Annotated in this window: 16 protein-coding genes; 15 read left to right on the top strand and 1 reads right to left on the bottom strand. The window is 45.3% G+C overall.

The features are described 5' to 3' along the window. Positions 1-5 precede the first annotated feature (5 nt). From MHB37_RS31375 to MHB37_RS31320, 12 genes are all read left to right on the top strand, one after another. Entirely contained in the window at positions 6-923 is a 918-nt protein-coding gene (locus MHB37_RS31375) for a DUF2232 domain-containing protein (protein ID WP_076124314.1), read from the top strand. Positions 924-934: 11 nt separating this feature from the next. After that, positions 935-2,941 (top strand): DHH family phosphoesterase, encoded by a 2,007-nt coding sequence (locus MHB37_RS31370; protein WP_076124313.1) that lies wholly within the window; start codon positions 935-937, stop codon positions 2,939-2,941. After that, positions 2,938-3,384 carry a 50S ribosomal protein L9 gene (rplI, locus tag MHB37_RS31365; protein ID WP_036677804.1) on the top strand — a complete coding sequence of 149 codons (447 nt, stop codon included), beginning with the start codon at positions 2,938-2,940 and terminating at the stop codon, positions 3,382-3,384. Before MHB37_RS31370 ends, rplI begins: the two co-directional genes overlap by 4 nt. A gap of 1 nt (position 3,385) precedes the next feature. After that, positions 3,386-4,747: a replicative DNA helicase gene (gene dnaB / locus MHB37_RS31360; protein ID WP_036677807.1), complete on the top strand. Its 1,362-nt coding sequence runs from the start codon at positions 3,386-3,388 to the stop codon at positions 4,745-4,747. Positions 4,748-4,958: 211 nt separating this feature from the next. Continuing rightward, the gene (locus MHB37_RS31355) at positions 4,959-6,245 is read left to right on the top strand and encodes an adenylosuccinate synthase (protein ID WP_076105178.1); all 1,287 of its coding nucleotides are present in this window, start codon (positions 4,959-4,961) and stop codon (positions 6,243-6,245) included. Between the two features lie 190 nt (positions 6,246-6,435). Then, positions 6,436-7,080 carry a hypothetical protein gene (locus tag MHB37_RS31350; RefSeq protein ID WP_076132908.1) on the top strand — a complete coding sequence of 215 codons (645 nt, stop codon included), beginning with the start codon at positions 6,436-6,438 and terminating at the stop codon, positions 7,078-7,080. Between the two features lie 316 nt (positions 7,081-7,396). Next, positions 7,397-8,944, top strand: a complete 1,548-nt coding sequence (locus MHB37_RS31345; RefSeq protein WP_405168829.1) for a peptidoglycan DD-metalloendopeptidase family protein — start codon at positions 7,397-7,399, stop codon at positions 8,942-8,944. Positions 8,945-9,135: 191 nt separating this feature from the next. Beyond that, a complete protein-coding gene (gene yycF / locus MHB37_RS31340) occupies positions 9,136-9,867 on the top strand; it encodes a response regulator YycF (RefSeq protein ID WP_076124308.1) in 732 nt (243 codons plus the stop codon). Then, complete coding sequence (walK, locus tag MHB37_RS31335) at positions 9,867-11,696, top strand: cell wall metabolism sensor histidine kinase WalK (RefSeq protein ID WP_036677817.1); 1,830 nt, start codon at positions 9,867-9,869, stop codon at positions 11,694-11,696. Before yycF ends, walK begins: the two co-directional genes overlap by 1 nt. Then, positions 11,693-12,985 (top strand): YycH family regulatory protein, encoded by a 1,293-nt coding sequence (locus tag MHB37_RS31330; RefSeq protein WP_076124306.1) that lies wholly within the window; start codon positions 11,693-11,695, stop codon positions 12,983-12,985. Before walK ends, MHB37_RS31330 begins: the two co-directional genes overlap by 4 nt. A 38-nt stretch (positions 12,986-13,023) precedes the next feature. Continuing rightward, positions 13,024-13,764, top strand: a complete 741-nt coding sequence (gene yycI / locus MHB37_RS31325) for a two-component system regulatory protein YycI (protein ID WP_036677823.1) — start codon at positions 13,024-13,026, stop codon at positions 13,762-13,764. A gap of 14 nt (positions 13,765-13,778) precedes the next feature. Beyond that, entirely contained in the window at positions 13,779-14,585 is an 807-nt protein-coding gene (locus tag MHB37_RS31320) for an MBL fold metallo-hydrolase (RefSeq protein ID WP_036677825.1), read from the top strand. On the opposite strand, the gene MHB37_RS31315 is transcribed toward MHB37_RS31320, so the two are convergent. Continuing rightward, positions 14,554-14,760: a hypothetical protein gene (locus MHB37_RS31315; protein WP_036677826.1), complete on the bottom strand. Its 207-nt coding sequence runs from the start codon at positions 14,758-14,760 to the stop codon at positions 14,554-14,556. The two genes, MHB37_RS31320 and MHB37_RS31315, sit on opposite strands and share 32 nt — an antisense overlap. Before the next feature lie 388 nt (positions 14,761-15,148). Here MHB37_RS31315 and MHB37_RS31310 point away from each other — a divergent pair, with 388 nt between their 5' ends. From MHB37_RS31310 to MHB37_RS31300, 3 genes are all read left to right on the top strand, one after another. Then, entirely contained in the window at positions 15,149-16,396 is a 1,248-nt protein-coding gene (locus MHB37_RS31310) for a S1C family serine protease (RefSeq protein ID WP_076124305.1), read from the top strand. A gap of 420 nt (positions 16,397-16,816) precedes the next feature. Next, positions 16,817-17,017, top strand: a complete 201-nt coding sequence (locus tag MHB37_RS31305) for a cold-shock protein (RefSeq protein WP_019914582.1) — start codon at positions 16,817-16,819, stop codon at positions 17,015-17,017. A 92-nt stretch (positions 17,018-17,109) separates the two neighbouring features. Beyond that, complete coding sequence (locus MHB37_RS31300) at positions 17,110-17,337, top strand: cold-shock protein (RefSeq protein ID WP_036677829.1); 228 nt, start codon at positions 17,110-17,112, stop codon at positions 17,335-17,337. Positions 17,338-17,447: the final 110 nt, after the last annotated feature.

Here is a 17,447-nt window from a genome sequence, read left to right as displayed (position 1 = left end):
TACTGTTGAAATTTCGCTGGTCATCTGTGGCTTGGAGCGTAGCATACTTACTTTTGCTGCTTAGTTTAACGACTCCACTCCTCATCATCACTACCCTTTTTATGATTGTTCCGGCAGTAGTGTTGTTTACTACCCTGAACACGAGACAATTTGTGCTGCATGTATTGCCGGTGTTGCTGATTGTAGGCTTGATTACACCAATTTATCTGTTGATAGCTGCGTATTTCTTAATACCGGCTCTGGTTATGGGGCGCTGGTATAAAAGACATGCCCCGGCCATGTCTACCGTGATCGCAGGTACGGTTACGATTCTTGCACAGTTCCTGCTGCTTTTGCTGCTGGGTACGGCATTATTTAATTTTGACCTGTCTACCTATGTGAACGATGTATTGCAAATGGTTAATTCACCTCTGTCTGAGCTCGGAACTACCAATCCTCTGCTCACTGATATTGGATTTTCAACTGAGGATGTAAACAAGATAAGTCATATGACGGTTCAAATGATCCCTATGACTCTAATCGTAAGCTCCTTCATGATTGCTGTGATTACGCATTCTATTGCCCGCCCGATTCTGAACAGTATGAATTATGCAGTACCTAAGATGAAGCCTGCACGTGAATGGAGACTTTCGAGATCGTTTATTTGGTACTATCTGATTGGTGTTGTTCTACAGCTCTTCTTCTCAGGGTCGGAGAACAATTTCATCCTCATGATTTCTGCCAATCTTCTGCCACTGCTGCGAATTGGCTTTATGATTCAGGCCATCGGATTTTTCTTCTTCCTGGCGCATGAACGCAAATGGAACAAGATGTCTGCCGTTTTGTTAGCGATACCGGTTATTTTACTGCCGCCGCTGCGCATTATTGGTATTATTGATCTTGCGTTCCCACTGCGGGAGTATGTGACCAAATCGAAACGATAGGGTGAGAGTTCATGCCTAAATTTCTGCAAAGACGCTGGCACGGCTATCATACCGTATGGGCGTTCATGCTGCTGTTGGTCCTTATTATAATTGTCAGTGTTTATAACTGGGCGCTTGGGGTCGCCGGCCTGTTTCTCTCAGGTACTTTATGCTTCTATATGTTGAAAGCGGAGATCTCGTTCCGCCGTAATCTGGTGGAATATATTAATGGGCTATCTTTCCGCATTAAGCGGGTAGAGGGCGAAGCAGTCAGCATGCTGCCGCTTGGAATCATTCTGTTTAGCGAGGATCGAACGGTGGAATGGAATAACCGCTATGCCGGCGATATTTTCGCACGTAAGTCTTTAGTCGGGGAATCACTGCAAGAATTATTGCCTGATATGCAGTCTTTTTTCACAGGTGCTGCAGCGGGTAAGCGGGAGGTCGCCAAAGAAGGTGTGCTCCATGACACCCGTCTTGAGATCACCGTGGATGAACGATTTTATCAAGCTGTCATTATTCCGAGTGAGCGTATTCTTTACTTGTATGATATCACTGAGCTTGTGGTGTTACGTGAGCGGTATGAGGATGAGAAGCTGGCGATCGGCATAGTGATGATGGATAACCTGGATGAATCTGCTCAAGGGATGGATGATCAACAGCGAACCTCGCTGATTGCTAAGGTGACGAGTGAAATCACTGAATGGAGTAAGCAGTTTGAGGTTTATCTGCGGCGGTTGTCCTCGGAACGTTATCTAATGCTGCTTAATCATCGTAGCCTGCAAGCGTTGGAAGAGAGCCGCTTCGTGATTCTAGATGAAGTCAGAGAAATGACTGCTGATCTTAAGGTACCCATGACACTGAGTATTGGTCTGGCCTTTGGCGCAGACTCTGCAAGTGAATTAGGGGCATTGGCCCAATCCAGTCTAGATATGGCGCTTGGCCGAGGTGGTGATCAGGCGGCTGTAAAAGCAGGCCAACGGTTATCCTTCTACGGTGGCAAGAGTAATGCTGCTGAGAAGCGTACCCGAGTGCGGGCGCGGGTCATTGCGCATGCTTTGCGGGATCTGATGCAGGAGAGCGATCGTGTGCTGATCCTCGGTCATCGGACACCGGATATCGACGCTGTGGGTGCTGCAATCGGCCTGTTAAGGGCTGCGCAGATGTATAATGTAGAGGCTAGCATTGTGATGGAGACTCCTAATCCATCGATAACTAACATGATGGAGCAGATTCGTAAGGACGATGAATTGTATAAGTCATTCATCACAACGGAGCAATCCCTACAGATCATGACAGAGCATACCCTGCTAATTGTTGTGGATACACATAAGGCGTCTATGACGATGGAGCCGCGGTTAGTGCAATATGCCAGCAGAATTGTAGTGGTGGATCATCACCGCAGAGGTGAAGAGTTCATTAACGATGCTGTATTGGTGTATTTGGAGCCATACGCTTCATCGACTTGTGAGCTGGTGACAGAGCTGCTTCAGTATATTCATGAGAAGGTAAAGATCAGTCCGCTGGATGCTACAATGTTGTTAGCGGGGATCACGGTGGATACGAAGCATTTTGCGCTTCATACGGGGTCGCGTACCTTTGAGGCCGCAGGCTTCCTGCGCCGGAATGGTGCCGATACCGTACTTATTCAGCGCATGCTCAAGGAGGATTTACAGGAGTATATTTCCAAAGCCGAAATTATCAAACATGCGCGGATGGTGTATGACCAAATCGCGCTCGTAGTTACGGCACCAGGCATGAAAATTCCGCAGCTTCTTATTGCTCAGACTGCGGACACGCTGCTTGGGATGACCAACGTAGTCGCTTCATTCGTCATCAGCGAGCGGCCTGACGGCCTGATTGGCATTAGTGCCCGATCACTAGGACGTATGAATGTACAGGTCGTGATGGAGAAATTAGGCGGCGGAGGGCATCTGTCCAATGCCGCGGTACAGCTTGAAGGAACATGTAAAGAAGCAGAAGCCAGATTACTGCAGGTGCTGGCTGAAATCGAATCGAAAGAGGGGTTATTCGAATGAAGGTCATATTCATAAAAGATGTTAAGGGTCAAGGTAAAAAAGGTCAGGTTAAAGAGGTATCCGAAGGTTATGCTTCTAACTTTTTATTGCCACGTGGATTGGTTCGTCCGGCAACGGAAGGTAACGTGAAGACGCTGGAGAATCAAGCGGCTGCTGAACAACGCCGTAAAGATAACGAAAAAGAAGAAGCACAGCAATTGGGTAAGAAGCTTGACGAGCTAACACTGACAATGAAAGCAAAATCAGGTGAAGGCGGACGTTTATTCGGTGCTATTACAAGCAAACAGATTGCTGAGACACTGGCTTCCACCAAAGGAATTACTATTGATAAGCGCAAGATTGAATTAGGTGAGCCAATTCGCCATATAGGAGTATTTCAAGTAAGCGTAAAATTGCATACTGAAGTAAAGGCCACACTTAAGGTTGAGGTAACGGAGGAGTAACATGGGTGGAGATCTCTTTTTCGATCGGGTTCCCCCGCAGAATCTTGAAGCCGAGCAGGCGGTAATTGGTGCGGTTCTGTTGCAGGATGAAGCGCTCATTACTGCAATGGAACGGGTGAATACCGAAGACTTCTACGATAAAGCGCATCAAATGATTTTTGAGGCGATGGTGCAGCTCGGAGAAGAGAGCCAGCCGATTGATCTTGTTACACTTACGTCCAGACTGCAGGACAAAGGAGAGCTTGAAGATATTGGTGGGGTTAGCTACTTAGCTAAGCTGGCGCATGCCGTGCCTACTGCTGCTAACGTAGAATACTACGCCCAGATTATCGAAGAGAAAGCCATGCTGCGCCGTTTGATTCGCACAGCCACGCAAATTGTGAGCGAAGGTTATACTGGCGGTGAAGATGTAGCCGATATGCTGAGTGATGCAGAGCGGCGCATTCTTGAAATCTCCAACCGGCGGAGCGGCAGTGGATTTATTGCGATCCGCGATGTCTTGATGGAAGTGTTCGACAAGGTTGAGTTGCTTCATCAAAATAAGGGGGGTACCTCAGGTATCCCAACCGGATTTGTGGATTTAGATCATATGACTAACGGATTCCAACGTAACGATCTAATCATTGTTGCGGCTCGTCCATCTGTTGGTAAGACTGCATTCGCCCTGAATATTGCACAGAACGTGGCAGTACGTGCTAAAGAAACTGTTGCGATATTCAGTCTGGAAATGTCAGCGCCACAGCTGGTACAGCGGATGATTTGTGCTGAAGCCAACTTAGATGCCAATATTATGCGTACCGGTGACTTCAAGAGTGATGATGATTGGTCCAAGCTGACGATGGGTATTCAGTCTCTATCTGAAGCGGAGATTTATATCGACGATACACCAGGTATCACGGTAACCGATATTCGTGCAAAGTGCCGGAGACTGAAGAAGGAAAAAGGACTTGGCATGATCGTCATCGACTACTTGCAGCTCATTCAGGGCCGCGGTAAAGGCGGAGAGAACCGTCAGCAGGAAGTATCGGATATATCTCGTACACTGAAGCAGATTGCTCGTGAGCTAGATGTGCCGGTTATTGCCCTGTCGCAGTTAAGCCGGGGTGTAGAGCAGCGCCAGGATAAACGTCCAATGATGAGTGACTTACGTGAATCGGGTTCTATCGAGCAGGATGCCGATATTGTTGCGTTTCTGTATCGTGATGATTATTACAATGCGGATACGGAGAAGAAGAATATTATTGAGATCATTATAGCTAAACAGCGTAATGGTCCCGTAGGCACGGTAGAACTGGTCTTTCTTAAAAATTTCAACAAGTTCGTTAACTACGAGCGAGCACATGCGGAACCATTTGCTGGTTAAACCTGACATGTATAATTCCCGAACGATTGCACATTTCTTTGTGTAATCGTTCGTTTTATTTGACTTTGAAAAAAACCGCTGTTACACTGAGAATTGTCCTTTAGCGGGTTAAATCTGCTTGGCGTCCGGAGGGCCACGTACATAAGAATGACGTATAGGGTCCATATTATGAAAAATAATGGTGCTAAGTAGCACCTACGGAGGAATGAACATGTCAACGGTAGTCGTCGTGGGAACACAATGGGGAGACGAAGGTAAAGGGAAAATCACTGACTTTCTAGCGGAAAGTGCAGATGTGGTCGCCCGTTATCAAGGGGGCAATAATGCCGGTCACACGATTCTGATTGACGGTGAGAAGTTTAAGCTCAGCTTGATCCCTTCGGGTGTATTTTATAAAGAGAAAACTTGTGTAATTGGTAACGGAATGGTTATTAATCCGGCTGCCTTGATCCAAGAAATTAATTATATTCATGAGAACGGTTTTGATACTAAGAACTTAGTGATCAGTGATCGTGCTCATGTCATTATGCCATACCATATGGTGCTGGATGCTCTCGAAGAAGACCGTAAGGGTCCGAACAAGATTGGTACTACACGTAAAGGTATCGGTCCTTGTTATATGGATAAGGCAGCACGCAACGGTATCCGTATTGCTGACTTGATGGACGCTGAGGAATTCGAACTGAGACTCCGCCCCTTGATGCAAGAGAAGAACCAAGTGATTACGCAGGTCTATGGTGCTGAAGCTCTTAATGTAGAAGAGATTCTGACTCAATACCTGGAATATGCAGAAGTGCTGCGTAATTATGTAACAGACACCTCTGTTATTCTTAATGATGCCATTGATGCGGATCGCAAAGTGTTGTTTGAAGGTGCGCAAGGAGTAATGCTTGATATCGATCAAGGCACGTATCCGTTTGTTACTTCATCCAACCCATCTGCTGGTGGGGTGTGCATAGGTTCTGGTGTTGGACCGTCCAAAATCAAACAGGTTATTGGGGTTGCAAAGGCCTATACCACTCGTGTTGGAGATGGCCCGTTCCCTACAGAGCTGAATGATGCAACAGGTGATTATATCCGTGAAACAGGTCATGAATATGGCACAGTTACCGGACGTGCGCGCCGTGTAGGCTGGTTCGACAGTGTAGTTGTGAGTCACGCTCGTCGGGTAAGTGGAATCACAGGGCTATCTCTTAACTCGCTGGATGTACTTAGCGGACTTGAGACTGTGAAGATCTGCACAGGCTACAAATACCGTGGTGAGGTAATTACTCATTACCCTGCTAGCCTCAAAATGCTGGCAGAATGTGAAGCGGTATATGAGGAACTTCCAGGCTGGAGCGAAGATATTACTTCTGCAAAAACGTTGGATGATCTTCCAGCAAATACACGCAGATATGTTGAACGTGTATCTGAGCTTACAGGTATTCCGATTGCTATCTTCTCAGTGGGTCGTAACCGTGAGCAGACGAATCAAGTATTGCCAATTTATATCTAAAATCTAGTTATAATAAGGAGCCCCGTTAGAGGCTCTTTTTTTTGTTCTGAGGACTATCTCTCTCTCTTTTGGGGCCTAGATTTATACCTAGACGTTTCCCAAGGCCGGTTCTAGTCAATACTGGATGTATAGAAGAACATGTACATGATCTACCAGATAGACTTGAACATAGGTGAGAGGAGAAATGAAGATGAAGATCGTGAAGCGTGCACTTAGCGTATGTCTGATTGTGGTACTTGCCAGCACTCTTTCAATTCTAACAACGGGCGTGGTTGTAAATGCTTATATTCAGTCGGTACTGGCTAGCTTCGATATTAAAGTGAATACTCCCGGTCCGGGATTTGGAGGAATGATTCGGAGCATCATTGGCATGGATAACAAATCTGACTCGGATACAGCCAATAAAGAAGTAACCACAGGGAGTACAGTTAGCAAGGAGACCGACAAAAGCACGGATTCGCCAGCTAAAGGCAAGGGTGAGCCCGTAGATGATAATACTCCGACTGATGCCTTACCAGTTATGGGGCAAGTTACAACCGAAAGTTCAGCTGATAACGGAAGCGGAAGTGTTGGTGACCAACAATTAGTAATGACACCTGAGGCACTCAGTGACTTCAAAGATAATCTTCCATCGGAAGAGAAGGTAAATATATTCAATATTTTGATGTCCAAACTACCCCAGGATGAGATGGCAAAAATTTCAACAGCGATGGAGGATGGATTAACAGAAGATGAGGTTAAAGAGCTGCAACAGGTAATTGCAAAATATGTTGATGCAGACGAATATGAGAGCATAATGAAAATGCTTACACCAACTACAGAATCTACGCAATAGCATTTGTAATTGTCACTTTATAGACACAAGAAAAAGGTTAAAATTTCATATTTGCGCAAAAAACCCGCGTATTTGGCGGGTTTTTTGTCATGTCTAAAGTTGAAATTTTTCTCTAAGCTATGGTACAGTAAACAAGGACCTCAAGAGGTTAATTTTTTGTAACCTCCTTAACAACCTTTTTATAGGTTCATTAGAAGCAGGAATTAAGCACTAGTATACGCAGAAATTTACATGGACGTAATCTATATAATCGAGGTCGTACAATTAGCTTGGCCGCTTTTGTCGGAAGTAAAAGCGGACTGAAAGGGAGAGTTTCATGAAGGGATTTAAGTTCATGCGTCGGATGAGCAAGCTGCAGGATGGACATCCAGCAGCATCCGAGGCGAATGTTCAACAGAGCCACAATTTCGATCACGACTCCAAACACTTTCAACAAGAGAAAGGTACTCGCAGATTTCGGCGTGCTTGGATTTTGGGATCTGTCGGCCTTGTGCTTCTAGCTACGGTGTTGGTTGGAGCAGAGAAAAAGTATGTAGCCGCTAACACGGTTACCTATTATCAAGTGTTGGTGAAGGGTGAAGAAGTCGGAAGACTTACCGATCAGACGCAGCTCAACCAGCTATACGAGAAGAAACAACGAGAATATCAGGAGAAATATCCGAATTCAACCATGGTGCTGCAAACAGAGGGCATAACAATAGAAGAGCAGAAGGCATACAAGCCAGAAGTTGATAGTGAGGCGACACTTACTAAACTAGATGGAATGCTGAAAGCTTATGCGGTAGGCGTGCAATTGATGGTAGATGGCAAGGCCGTTGGCATAGTTAAGGATCAGGAAACTGCTAATGCTGTGCTCGAAGGGGTAAAAAATCATTATGTCCCACAAGCAGAAGTAGCAACGACGGCTAGTAAGCTAACGAGAACAGCTGCTTCCAGCTCATCTGCTGCAAAATCGAAGGCTCCAGAGCAAGTAGAGTCGGTAGAGATTAGTGAAGATATTTCTATCGTTCCTATCAAAGCAGATCCTAATAAAGTGTTGGATGTGGAGGCAGCGGTCCAGACACTTACTGAAGGTAAAGAGGCGCCTCTTCTTTATACCGTTCAAGAGGGTGATACGATTTCGGGGATTGCCAAACGGTTTGAAATCACCCAAAAAGAGATTTATAGTAACAACCCTAACGTGAAAGAGCTGACGTTGAAGATTGGAGATACACTAAAGCTGAAGGTACCCCAACCAGATGTTACAGTAGTAACTGTGGAAAAAGTGACTGAGCAGATAGTGACTGAGCCGGAAGTGGTTGTGCGTTCGAGCGATCAGCTAGCGGCAGGCAAAAGCAAAGTGGTTCGTCCAGGACAAACTGGACTTAAAGAAATGGAGTATCGGGTAACAAAGGAAAATGGCACGGTTGTTCAAGAAGAATGGTTAGGCCAGACCGTTATAAAAGCCTCGCTGCCAGAAGTTGTTTATCGGGGAACGAAGGTTGTTGGTGAAGGAACAGGCATGTTCAGTTGGCCGGTAAGCGGGGCAACCCTGACAAGTAGCTTCGGTGAGCGTTGGAGCCGTGCCCATAAGGGTATTGATATGGTATCTAGCAATCGGAATATAAAAGCTTCTGATGCCGGGACCGTAATCTTTGCAGGGGTGCAGAATGGATACGGGAATGTAGTTATTGTGGATCATCGCAACGGATACCAGACCTATTATGGTCATTTAAAAAGCATCTCGGTTTCTACAGGCCAACGCTTGGAGCAGGGTGGCAAGATTGGCGTAATGGGCAGCACCGGACGTTCGACGGGTACACATCTGCATTTTGAGATTCGGAAGAATGGCACTGCTGTAAATCCAATGAAGTACTTGCAATAATTCATACTTAATCCTTTAACTGCTCGATTTTAATCGGGCGGTTTTTATTTTTTTTAATCTACGAGTGACGGCAAAGCCGTTTCTTTTTGCTGGGCAGGGGGATTGCTTATTTCGTAGGATGTGACGGTTAGACAGGTATGTTAAAATAAAGGAATGATCATTAAGTAAGAATAGGAAGGTGAAGCTGGGACATGCAGATGGGAACGATTCTGGTAGTAGATGATGAACAGCCTATTGCTGATATATTGAAATTTAATTTAGAAAAAGAAGGCTACGAGGTTATTTGTGCTTTTGATGGTAACAGCGCAGTGGAGCTGGCATTGTCCAAAAGGCCCGATCTTATGCTGCTTGATCTTATGCTGCCCGGCAAAGATGGCATGGACGTCTGCCGCGAGGTGCGTTCTGCGCACTTGGACATTCCTATCATTATGCTTACAGCCAAGGACGGAGAGATTGATAAGGTACTTGGCCTGGAGCTTGGTGCTGATGACTATGTGACCAAACCTTTTAGTACACGTGAATTGCTGGCCCGAGTTAAAGCCCAGATGCGGAGACAGCATAAACCGTCACCACAGGGGATGGCGAGTGAACCAGCAGAGAATAAGCAGGGCATTTATCATTTTGATCTGTTTATAGATACAGATATGTATATGGTCTATAAGGGCGGGGAGCCGCTTGACTTGACCCATCGTGAATATGAGCTGCTCTACTATATGATCAAACATGCCGGTAAGGTGATGACTCGGGAGCATTTGCTGCAGGCAGTGTGGGGATTTGAGTATTTCGGTGATGTGCGGACCGTTGATGTGACGATCCGTCGTCTAAGAGAGAAAATTGAGGAGAACCCCAGCAAGCCCGAATATATTTATACTCGGCGTGGACTTGGCTATTTGATGCATAGCCCTAAAAATGGAGGACTGTGATGAAGTGGCGGTCCTTTATCCGGACAATTCAGGCAAAACTTATTATTATTTACGTGTTGCTGATTCTGATAGCTATGCAGTTGATCGGGGTTTATTTTGTGAGCTCGATGAAGAACTCGTTAACAGATAATTTCACCAAGGACCTTAAAGCACGTGCTGAGATGTTGTCTATCCTGACTGCTGATAAATTTGGTAGTGAGGCTGGAACGGCAGATGAGGAAACCGCTGTGGAAAGTCTGCGCGGGATGGTCAATAATCTCTACATTAACGGGGCTGAAATTCAGGTACTGGATGCCAGCGGCAAAATCATCACCACTTCCGTTCCCTCGCAGAATGACTATGTCGGGCAGCGTAACACCCAGACAGTTGTGAACCGGGCCTTGCAGGGCATCAGTGATAACGAGGAATATATTATTGCGGATGATAATGTGCGGAAAAAGGTTGTGGCTAAGCCTGTGCTCTCAGGTGACAAGGTAGTGGGCGCAATCTATATTGCTGCTGACATGAAGGATCTGTACGCCACGATGGGCCGGATCAATAGTGTATTTATCTCAGGATTGCTGTTAGCTCTAGCGTTAACGGTTGTTTTATGCGTCATTCTGGCGCACACCATCACGCAGCCTATTAAGGAAATGACGAGGCATGCTACGGCGGTCGCTGAAGGCCGATTCAATCGTAAAATGCCCGTATTGGGCAATGATGAAATTGGACAACTCAGTCAGGCGTTCAATTATATGACCGGTAGATTGCGGGAAGCACTCTCGCAGAATGAAGAGGAGAAGGAGAAGCTTACCTCTATTCTGACGAACATGAGTGATGGTGTTGTGGCTACAGATGAGAACGGAGTAGTGATTCTGATGAATCGGCGGGCAGCGTTGATGCTCGGAAATGAAGGTCCGTTGCCGGAAGGCGCTCCTCTAGATAAACTGTTGGGCTTAGATTACGAACAAAGCGGATCTCTGGCTAAAGGCAATGCCCAATCTGCAATGCTTCATCTGACCCATATGGGTGGAGAAGATTCTAATATCGTAAGAGTGACGTTTACTCCGATTCATCGTCGTGAGGGTGGCATTGCCGGCACAATTGCTGTGTTGCAGGATGTCACCGAACAGGAGAATCTGGAGGAATCACGCCGGGAGTTCGTGGCGAACGTTTCGCATGAGCTAAGAACACCACTTACCACTATTAAAAGCTATGTTGAAGCACTGGATGATGGAGCACTTGAAGATCCGCAGCTGGCGGTTCGGTTTGTTGGGGTGATTCGCAACGAAACGGAACGGATGATTCGTCTGGTTACGGATTTACTGCATCTTTCCCGTCTGGATTCCAAGGAAGCTCTTCTTCGAATTCAGCAGACAGATATTACCGAGATGCTGGAGGATGTGGCGGATCGTTTTTCTTTTCAAATTCGGCAAAAGCGTATCGATATCAGTACAAGGGTCCGCAAAGATGTTACTACGGCGTGGCTTGATCGTGATCAAATCGACCAGGTCTTGGGGAATTTGGTCTCCAATGCGCTAAAATATACGCCAGAAGGCGGTACAATTGAATTGGAAGCGTTGAAGAATGAGGATGGAATGCTCTCCATTTCTGTACGTGATTCGGGGATAGGGATTCCGAAAAAAGATATCGAGCGGATCTTCGAACGATTTTATCGCGTGGATAAGGCACGTTCGCGGAACATGGGAGGCACTGGACTTGGCCTTTCCATTGCCCGGGAAATTGTGAAGGCACATGGAGGCTCCATTTCCCTGCAATCCGAGCTAAATGAAGGTTCAAAGGTAACCTTTACCCTGCCTTTGAACGAGCAAAGGGGGAGTGAGGCGTGAAGGAACGAATCAAATCATGCATTCTAGCCTTGCTCGTGCTCGGAAGCCTGGTTGAAAGCTATTATTTGATCTACCGCTTGCCTGGTGCTGATTCTGCGGTGCTTTCTGAGAACCTGTATGTGAAGACAGATAATATGGGTCCGGAAGAGAAGGTAGAGAACCTGTTATACCCTGACAAAATGATCATCCATATGGGGGAAGGCAAGCATACGCTTTTTTATCCGGACTCTACGTTCTATAGCTTGATCATGAATCGCTTAAAAGGTCGTGGCTTCGAAAGCTTCCAACGGCACTCGGTACAGGATTATGATTGGGATAAGATCCGCAATGAGAATCCTGGGATTGAGCTTTCGTTCGGAGCGGGCATTCCGGTAACGTTATTGCAGCGGGTGATGCAGTTATCGCCAGATTCCCTTTTTGAAGGAGAAAGCATCGATCGCATTTGGATCTATAACATTAAGAACGATTCCAAGGCCCATGCTATTTTCTTCAGTACGAGAGGCGACATCATATACGAAGCGGCAAAAGCGGATTTAACGGTTCAGGATGTGCAGCAGCATGTCGATTTCGGTAAGAATTGGACGCCTTACAAGACCGTAAGCGGGGATTATTATGTGCCAGACAGTAAGATTTCTCTGGTTCAGGTAGACATGCCTTCCGGGATGTACACCATAGAGCAAATGCAGAGTAATCTTTTCTTCGATGTTGGAAGCACTAGATATATCCGGGAGAAAAACGGCTCGGAGATTTATACGGACAGCAAACGGAGCCTTCAGGTGGACCAGGGTAAGAACTGGATGAGCTATAGCGACCCTGCGGCGCTTCCAGCTGGAGAAAGTACCCCTGCCAAGGATGCTTTGGAAGCTGTAGAATTTGTGAACCAGCATGGCGGATGGAATGGGACTTACCGTTTGGAGGCTACAGAGGAAGGCAGACAGGAGAGAAAGGTCTCTTTTCAACAATATTATGGCTCCTATCCGTACGGCTCCTATCCGATAATGAGCCATTCATCATTACAGTATGGTGTAATAAATCTGGAACTGCAGCAGGGAACAGTATCCTCTTATGAACGTTCTCTAATCTATATAGATGAAAGTAAGGCCGTAAAAAAGGTAGTGGAGCTATCTGGAGGTGCGGATCTGGAGTATAGGTTGTCTCTGGTCAGTAAAACTTCGGCAGTGAAGGATTTAACGCCTGCCTATGTGCCTGAGGTGAAGGAAGATCATCTGGAGCTGATACCTGTCTGGAAAGTTACACTTAGTGATGGCAGCGTGCTTACTTTGAATTAATGGGCAAGTGGTTCATATAACATTTAGGAGGTTCGGGTATGGATTGGGGAAGAGCTAAAAATGTACTGATTTGCGCCTTTTTAGGTCTGAATCTGCTGCTATGTTACCAGCTGTGGGTCGATTTACGCGATCAGGTTAGTGCTAATCTTGATTTTACTTCCCTGTCTGCTGAGACCCAAGCCGTAATGGAGCAGAAAGGGATTCGTGTATTGTGTCCCATTCCGGCTTCTACCCCGCAGCTTCCTAACATTACTTATCGTTATTCTGCTGAAGAACAGACTGAACCACCAATTAAATTAGATGTACCTATAGACAGCAAGCTGATCTATTCTTCCTTCTCAGAGCTTAGCAAGGCGCTTGAGGATAAGATTCCTGACATTTCCAATTATCGCTTTGATTCACAGGAAAGTGAGGTTGGGAAGTTCGTTCTTCATCCGCTGGTTCAAAATCAGTGGTCGTTGTTCCGTGTTAGGCTAGAGTTGATTAACAGTGATCAAAAAATCGTAGCTTACCGCTGGCCGAAGATTGAAATAGGGACAAGCAGCAGCGATAAAGAACAGAAGGTGCTTCCAGCATCGCAAGCACTTAGTAGTTTGATAGAGAAGTATTTCCCGGCAGATTCCGTAGTGAAGGAGATTGAGCTGGGATATTACGGTGAGCTGTTCAACTCGGAAAGTCAGGTAGCTTCGCCGATGTGGCGGTTTATGCTGGAGAACGGCAATGCCTATTATGTGGATGCTATTAGTGCGGACATCATCAGTCCTAAGACAACAGAGTAGAAGGAGTAAGGAAAATGGGGATTTCATTTACAGTACTGTCCAGTGGTTCTACCGGCAATGTAACGGTGGTACGAAACGGGGAGACAACACTTATGATTGACGCAGGTTTTAGTGCCAAGCGGATCGATGAGCTGTTGGCCATGCGTGAACTAACGGGTAATGATATAGACGGGATTCTAGTTACACACGAACATTCCGATCATATCAAGGGACTCGGGGCCATGGCCCGTAAATACGATCTTCCGATTTATGCGAACACCAATACCTGGGGAGCTATCGAGAAGGGAATTGGTAAAATACCGGAGTATAACCGTATGATCATGGAGTCTGGCCAGCACAAGGATTTCGGCAGTATGCGAGTAGAATCCTTTGCGATTTCTCATGATGCAGCGGAGCCAGTGGGTTACAATTTTTATGATGGAAAAGAGAAGTTATGTGTAGCTACAGACCTGGGCTATGTTAGTGATAAGGTAAGAGATGCAATTTCAGATGCAGATGTATTGGTGCTGGAGGCGAATCATGATATCGAATTGCTGAGAATGGGACGTTATCCGTGGAATACGAAACGGCGCATCCTAGGCGACATGGGTCACCTTTCCAATGAGGCAGCTGGAGCTGCGCTTAGCGAAATTCTTACAGGGCGGACCAAACGGACCTATTTGGCGCATCTAAGCCGGGATCACAATATGATGGATTTGGCAAAAATGTCAGTACGCGGCGCAATGGAGGATCGGGGCTGTTTTTTCAAAGATAGTGAGTTCAGACTGTGTGATACGTATTATGATCAACCTACGCCATGGGATAAGCTGAGCCAGTCATAAGCTGATCAAGTTCAGCGGTCTTGCGATCTAATTCTTGGCGGGAGATTAGACCTTTTTCAATCATCAATTCGATCATTGCGCTAAAGGCAAGGGTCATGTGGTAGTGTTCATCCTTTAAGTCACCAAGCTTACCGATAAACTCGACTAAATCCATACTTGTTGAAAAAGAACTCATAATTAATCCTCCTTTAATAGTGTGAATATATAGTGTAATTAGAACTGAAAACTGTAAAAAATTCGCAGGTGTTTTAGCTGAGGAAAATCCCGAATTGCAGGTTGCCTGTGATACAATTAAAAGCGTGATGAGCAATGCTAAAATTTTAGGGACACTTCTATTTTATTGTAGTCTTTTAAGTTGCAAAATATTCCTAATAGAGAAGATATATTAAAAGATTATCATAATCTAACGATTGACCGAAACTCTTGTGGGGTTAATGGATAAAGTGAAACTTTTTAGTGATATTTGGAGTCTAATGGTTACAGAGGTTTGGTTCGGACGTGGTTGCTATAGGTTCAGGTCTTACCAACAGTGAACGCTTGGCAATAGAAGGGGGAGATTTTCGGTGGGATTGTTTGATGATGATTTCTATTCAACTAAAGTTTCGCGGTCCAGAGGGGATGAAGCATCAAAGGGATCGTTTGCTAATCGTAGACATTCTGTACGCAGATCGCGTAAGGGTTTATCTACTTGGCAAATATCCGCCGTTTGCTCCTTAGTCAGCGCTGTGGTGGCAGTTTTGTTATTCAGTATGTTTACAGGCCAGATGAGTCATGAGACTGCTCAGAAGCCGGTTGTAGCAACTGGAAATGTTGCCCCAAGCAGTAGTGATCCATTTGACCGGATTATTCAAGCTGCTGCCACGGTTCGCCCTGCAGTAGTAAGTATTATCAATCATAAAGAAGATAATGAAGAATTAAACATTCTGGATGAGTCTGCACTAGGCTCAGGAGTGATCTATAAAAAGACAGGGAATAAAGCATTTATCATTACCAATAATCATGTCATCGAAGACTCCGGTAATCTCGAAGTAGTTACAGTGAACGGAGAGACTCGTAAGGCAACACTCGTTGGAACGGATAAAGTAAGCGACATTGCGGTACTCTCTATTGATGCCAAAGGAATCGATACCATCGCGCAGCTCGGTGATTCCTCTAAGCTTCGTCTAGGTGAAACGGTCATTGCTATCGGTAATCCGCTAGGACTTGGTGATACATTGACCTCGGGGATTGTTAGCTATACTGAACGGATGGTTCCCGTATCCCTTAATCAGGATGGAGTATATGACTGGGAACAAGAAGTGATACAGACCGATGCGGCGATTAATGAAGGAAACAGTGGCGGCGCATTAGTGGATCTGGATGGCAAGGTCATTGGAATTAACACAATGAAGATTTCAGATACGGGTGTAGAGGGTCTGGGTTTTGCAATTCCTGCGAATCATGTGATAGATATCGCTAATGAGCTGGCTGAAAAAGGACATATTGCCCGTTCGTACTTGGGTGTATATTCAGTTGATTTGAACAATCCGTACGTTCCACTAGCAGAAGATCAACGCAATGAATTGAACCTGCCGAACAGTGTTAAGGATGGAGTAGTTGTTCTAGAAGCCGTTGGCCCTGCGAAGGAAGCTGGACTGCAATTCAATGATGTCATTACCAAATTTAATGATCAATCAATCATATCTACCCTTTCTCTTCGCAAGTACTTATATAATCATACGAAGATCGGTGATGATCTGAAAATTACTTACTATCGAAACGGCGAGGCCAAACAGGCAACAGTTAAACTTCTTGAAAAACCACAGGAATAATATGCTGGAAGTCGGTATATAATGATATAGCAGTTACGACAAGTAGAGCGGACTACCCCTTCGATTCCGAGGGGGGTACCTTCTTGAAAAAGCGGATAAAAGTAACGTTTTTGGAAAAGCTATTTTTCTAAAACCATGATAATTATGCCAGAAAAAGGATCTATTTAGGGAATAAACACTAAGTGGCAACCCTTACATTGGAAGGTAATACTTATTAGGGCAAAACCGGATATATTCGGATGCTTGCTTGCCTTTGCTAATCAGGTGTGGTAATATGATATCAATCATACATTTAGTCCCTAATTCTCGCATTGAAAAGGGCTGTCATATTTGGTAATACAACCTTTTTCAATGTGTGAATTTTTTCTTTGTTTGAAGATAAAAAGAACATATTAATTTAAATTTGTGGAGGTAACACACATGCAAACAGGTACAGTTAAATGGTTCAACGCAGAAAAAGGATTCGGATTTATCGAAGTTGAAGGCGGAAGCGACGTATTCGTTCACTTCAGCGCAATCACTGGCGACGGCTTCAAAACTTTGGACGAAGGCCAACGCGTTGAATTCAACGTTGTTCAAGGCAACCGTGGACCACAAGCCGAAAACGTTGTAAAACTGTAATAATAGAAGAAACCGTCCCAGCTTGTGAAAGTTGGGACGGTCTTTTTATATCTAGTTACTCACTATTGACTTACAGGATGGGAGGAACGGCAATGAACTACCGGAAGAAACCTTTGGAAGAAATACCGGAAGAAAATACCGCAATTTGGGCATGTACCAATGAGGGATGCAACGGATGGATGAGGGATAATTTCGCATTTGAACATGCGCCTTCTTGCCGTCTATGTGACTCTCCAATGGTTCGCAGCACGAAGATGCTACCCCAATTGCTTAATTCGAATGGCGATCTCAAATCGCTGAAGAAGGGTATTTCCATCTAACCAATACCTAAATGAGTCAAGCATTTAATAGAACGACGAACCACTCAAGACGGGTAAACCGTCTTATTTTTTTTGCTTTCTTTATGCCAAATTGTGATCTTTGTCACAAA

This window comes from Paenibacillus sp. FSL H3-0286 (assembly GCF_045040705.1).
Lineage (GTDB): Bacteria > Bacillota > Bacilli > Paenibacillales > Paenibacillaceae > Paenibacillus_AQ > Paenibacillus_AQ odorifer.
The sequence above is the reverse complement of the archived record's forward strand: the minus strand, read 5'-3'. Positions and strand labels throughout refer to the sequence as shown.

What these genes read in the sequence shown, in the direction of transcription:
- yycF (WP_076124308.1), top strand. Translation starts at nt 9,136, where the DNA reads ATGCAGATGGGAACGATTCTGGTAGTAGATGATGAACAGCCTATTGCT.
- walK (WP_036677817.1), top strand. Translation starts at nt 9,867, where the DNA reads ATGAAGTGGCGGTCCTTTATCCGGACAATTCAGGCAAAACTTATTATT.
- MHB37_RS31320 (WP_036677825.1), top strand. Translation starts at nt 13,779, where the DNA reads ATGGGGATTTCATTTACAGTACTGTCCAGTGGTTCTACCGGCAATGTA.
- MHB37_RS31315 (WP_036677826.1), bottom strand. Translation starts at nt 14,760, where the DNA reads ATGAGTTCTTTTTCAACAAGTATGGATTTAGTCGAGTTTATCGGTAAG.
- MHB37_RS31370 (WP_076124313.1), top strand. Translation starts at nt 935, where the DNA reads ATGCCTAAATTTCTGCAAAGACGCTGGCACGGCTATCATACCGTATGG.
- rplI (WP_036677804.1), top strand. Translation starts at nt 2,938, where the DNA reads ATGAAGGTCATATTCATAAAAGATGTTAAGGGTCAAGGTAAAAAAGGT.
- yycI (WP_036677823.1), top strand. Translation starts at nt 13,024, where the DNA reads ATGGATTGGGGAAGAGCTAAAAATGTACTGATTTGCGCCTTTTTAGGT.
- MHB37_RS31300 (WP_036677829.1), top strand. Translation starts at nt 17,110, where the DNA reads ATGAACTACCGGAAGAAACCTTTGGAAGAAATACCGGAAGAAAATACC.
- MHB37_RS31305 (WP_019914582.1), top strand. Translation starts at nt 16,817, where the DNA reads ATGCAAACAGGTACAGTTAAATGGTTCAACGCAGAAAAAGGATTCGGA.
- MHB37_RS31350 (WP_076132908.1), top strand. Translation starts at nt 6,436, where the DNA reads ATGAAGATCGTGAAGCGTGCACTTAGCGTATGTCTGATTGTGGTACTT.
- MHB37_RS31345 (WP_405168829.1), top strand. Translation starts at nt 7,397, where the DNA reads ATGAAGGGATTTAAGTTCATGCGTCGGATGAGCAAGCTGCAGGATGGA.
- MHB37_RS31355 (WP_076105178.1), top strand. Translation starts at nt 4,959, where the DNA reads ATGTCAACGGTAGTCGTCGTGGGAACACAATGGGGAGACGAAGGTAAA.
- dnaB (WP_036677807.1), top strand. Translation starts at nt 3,386, where the DNA reads ATGGGTGGAGATCTCTTTTTCGATCGGGTTCCCCCGCAGAATCTTGAA.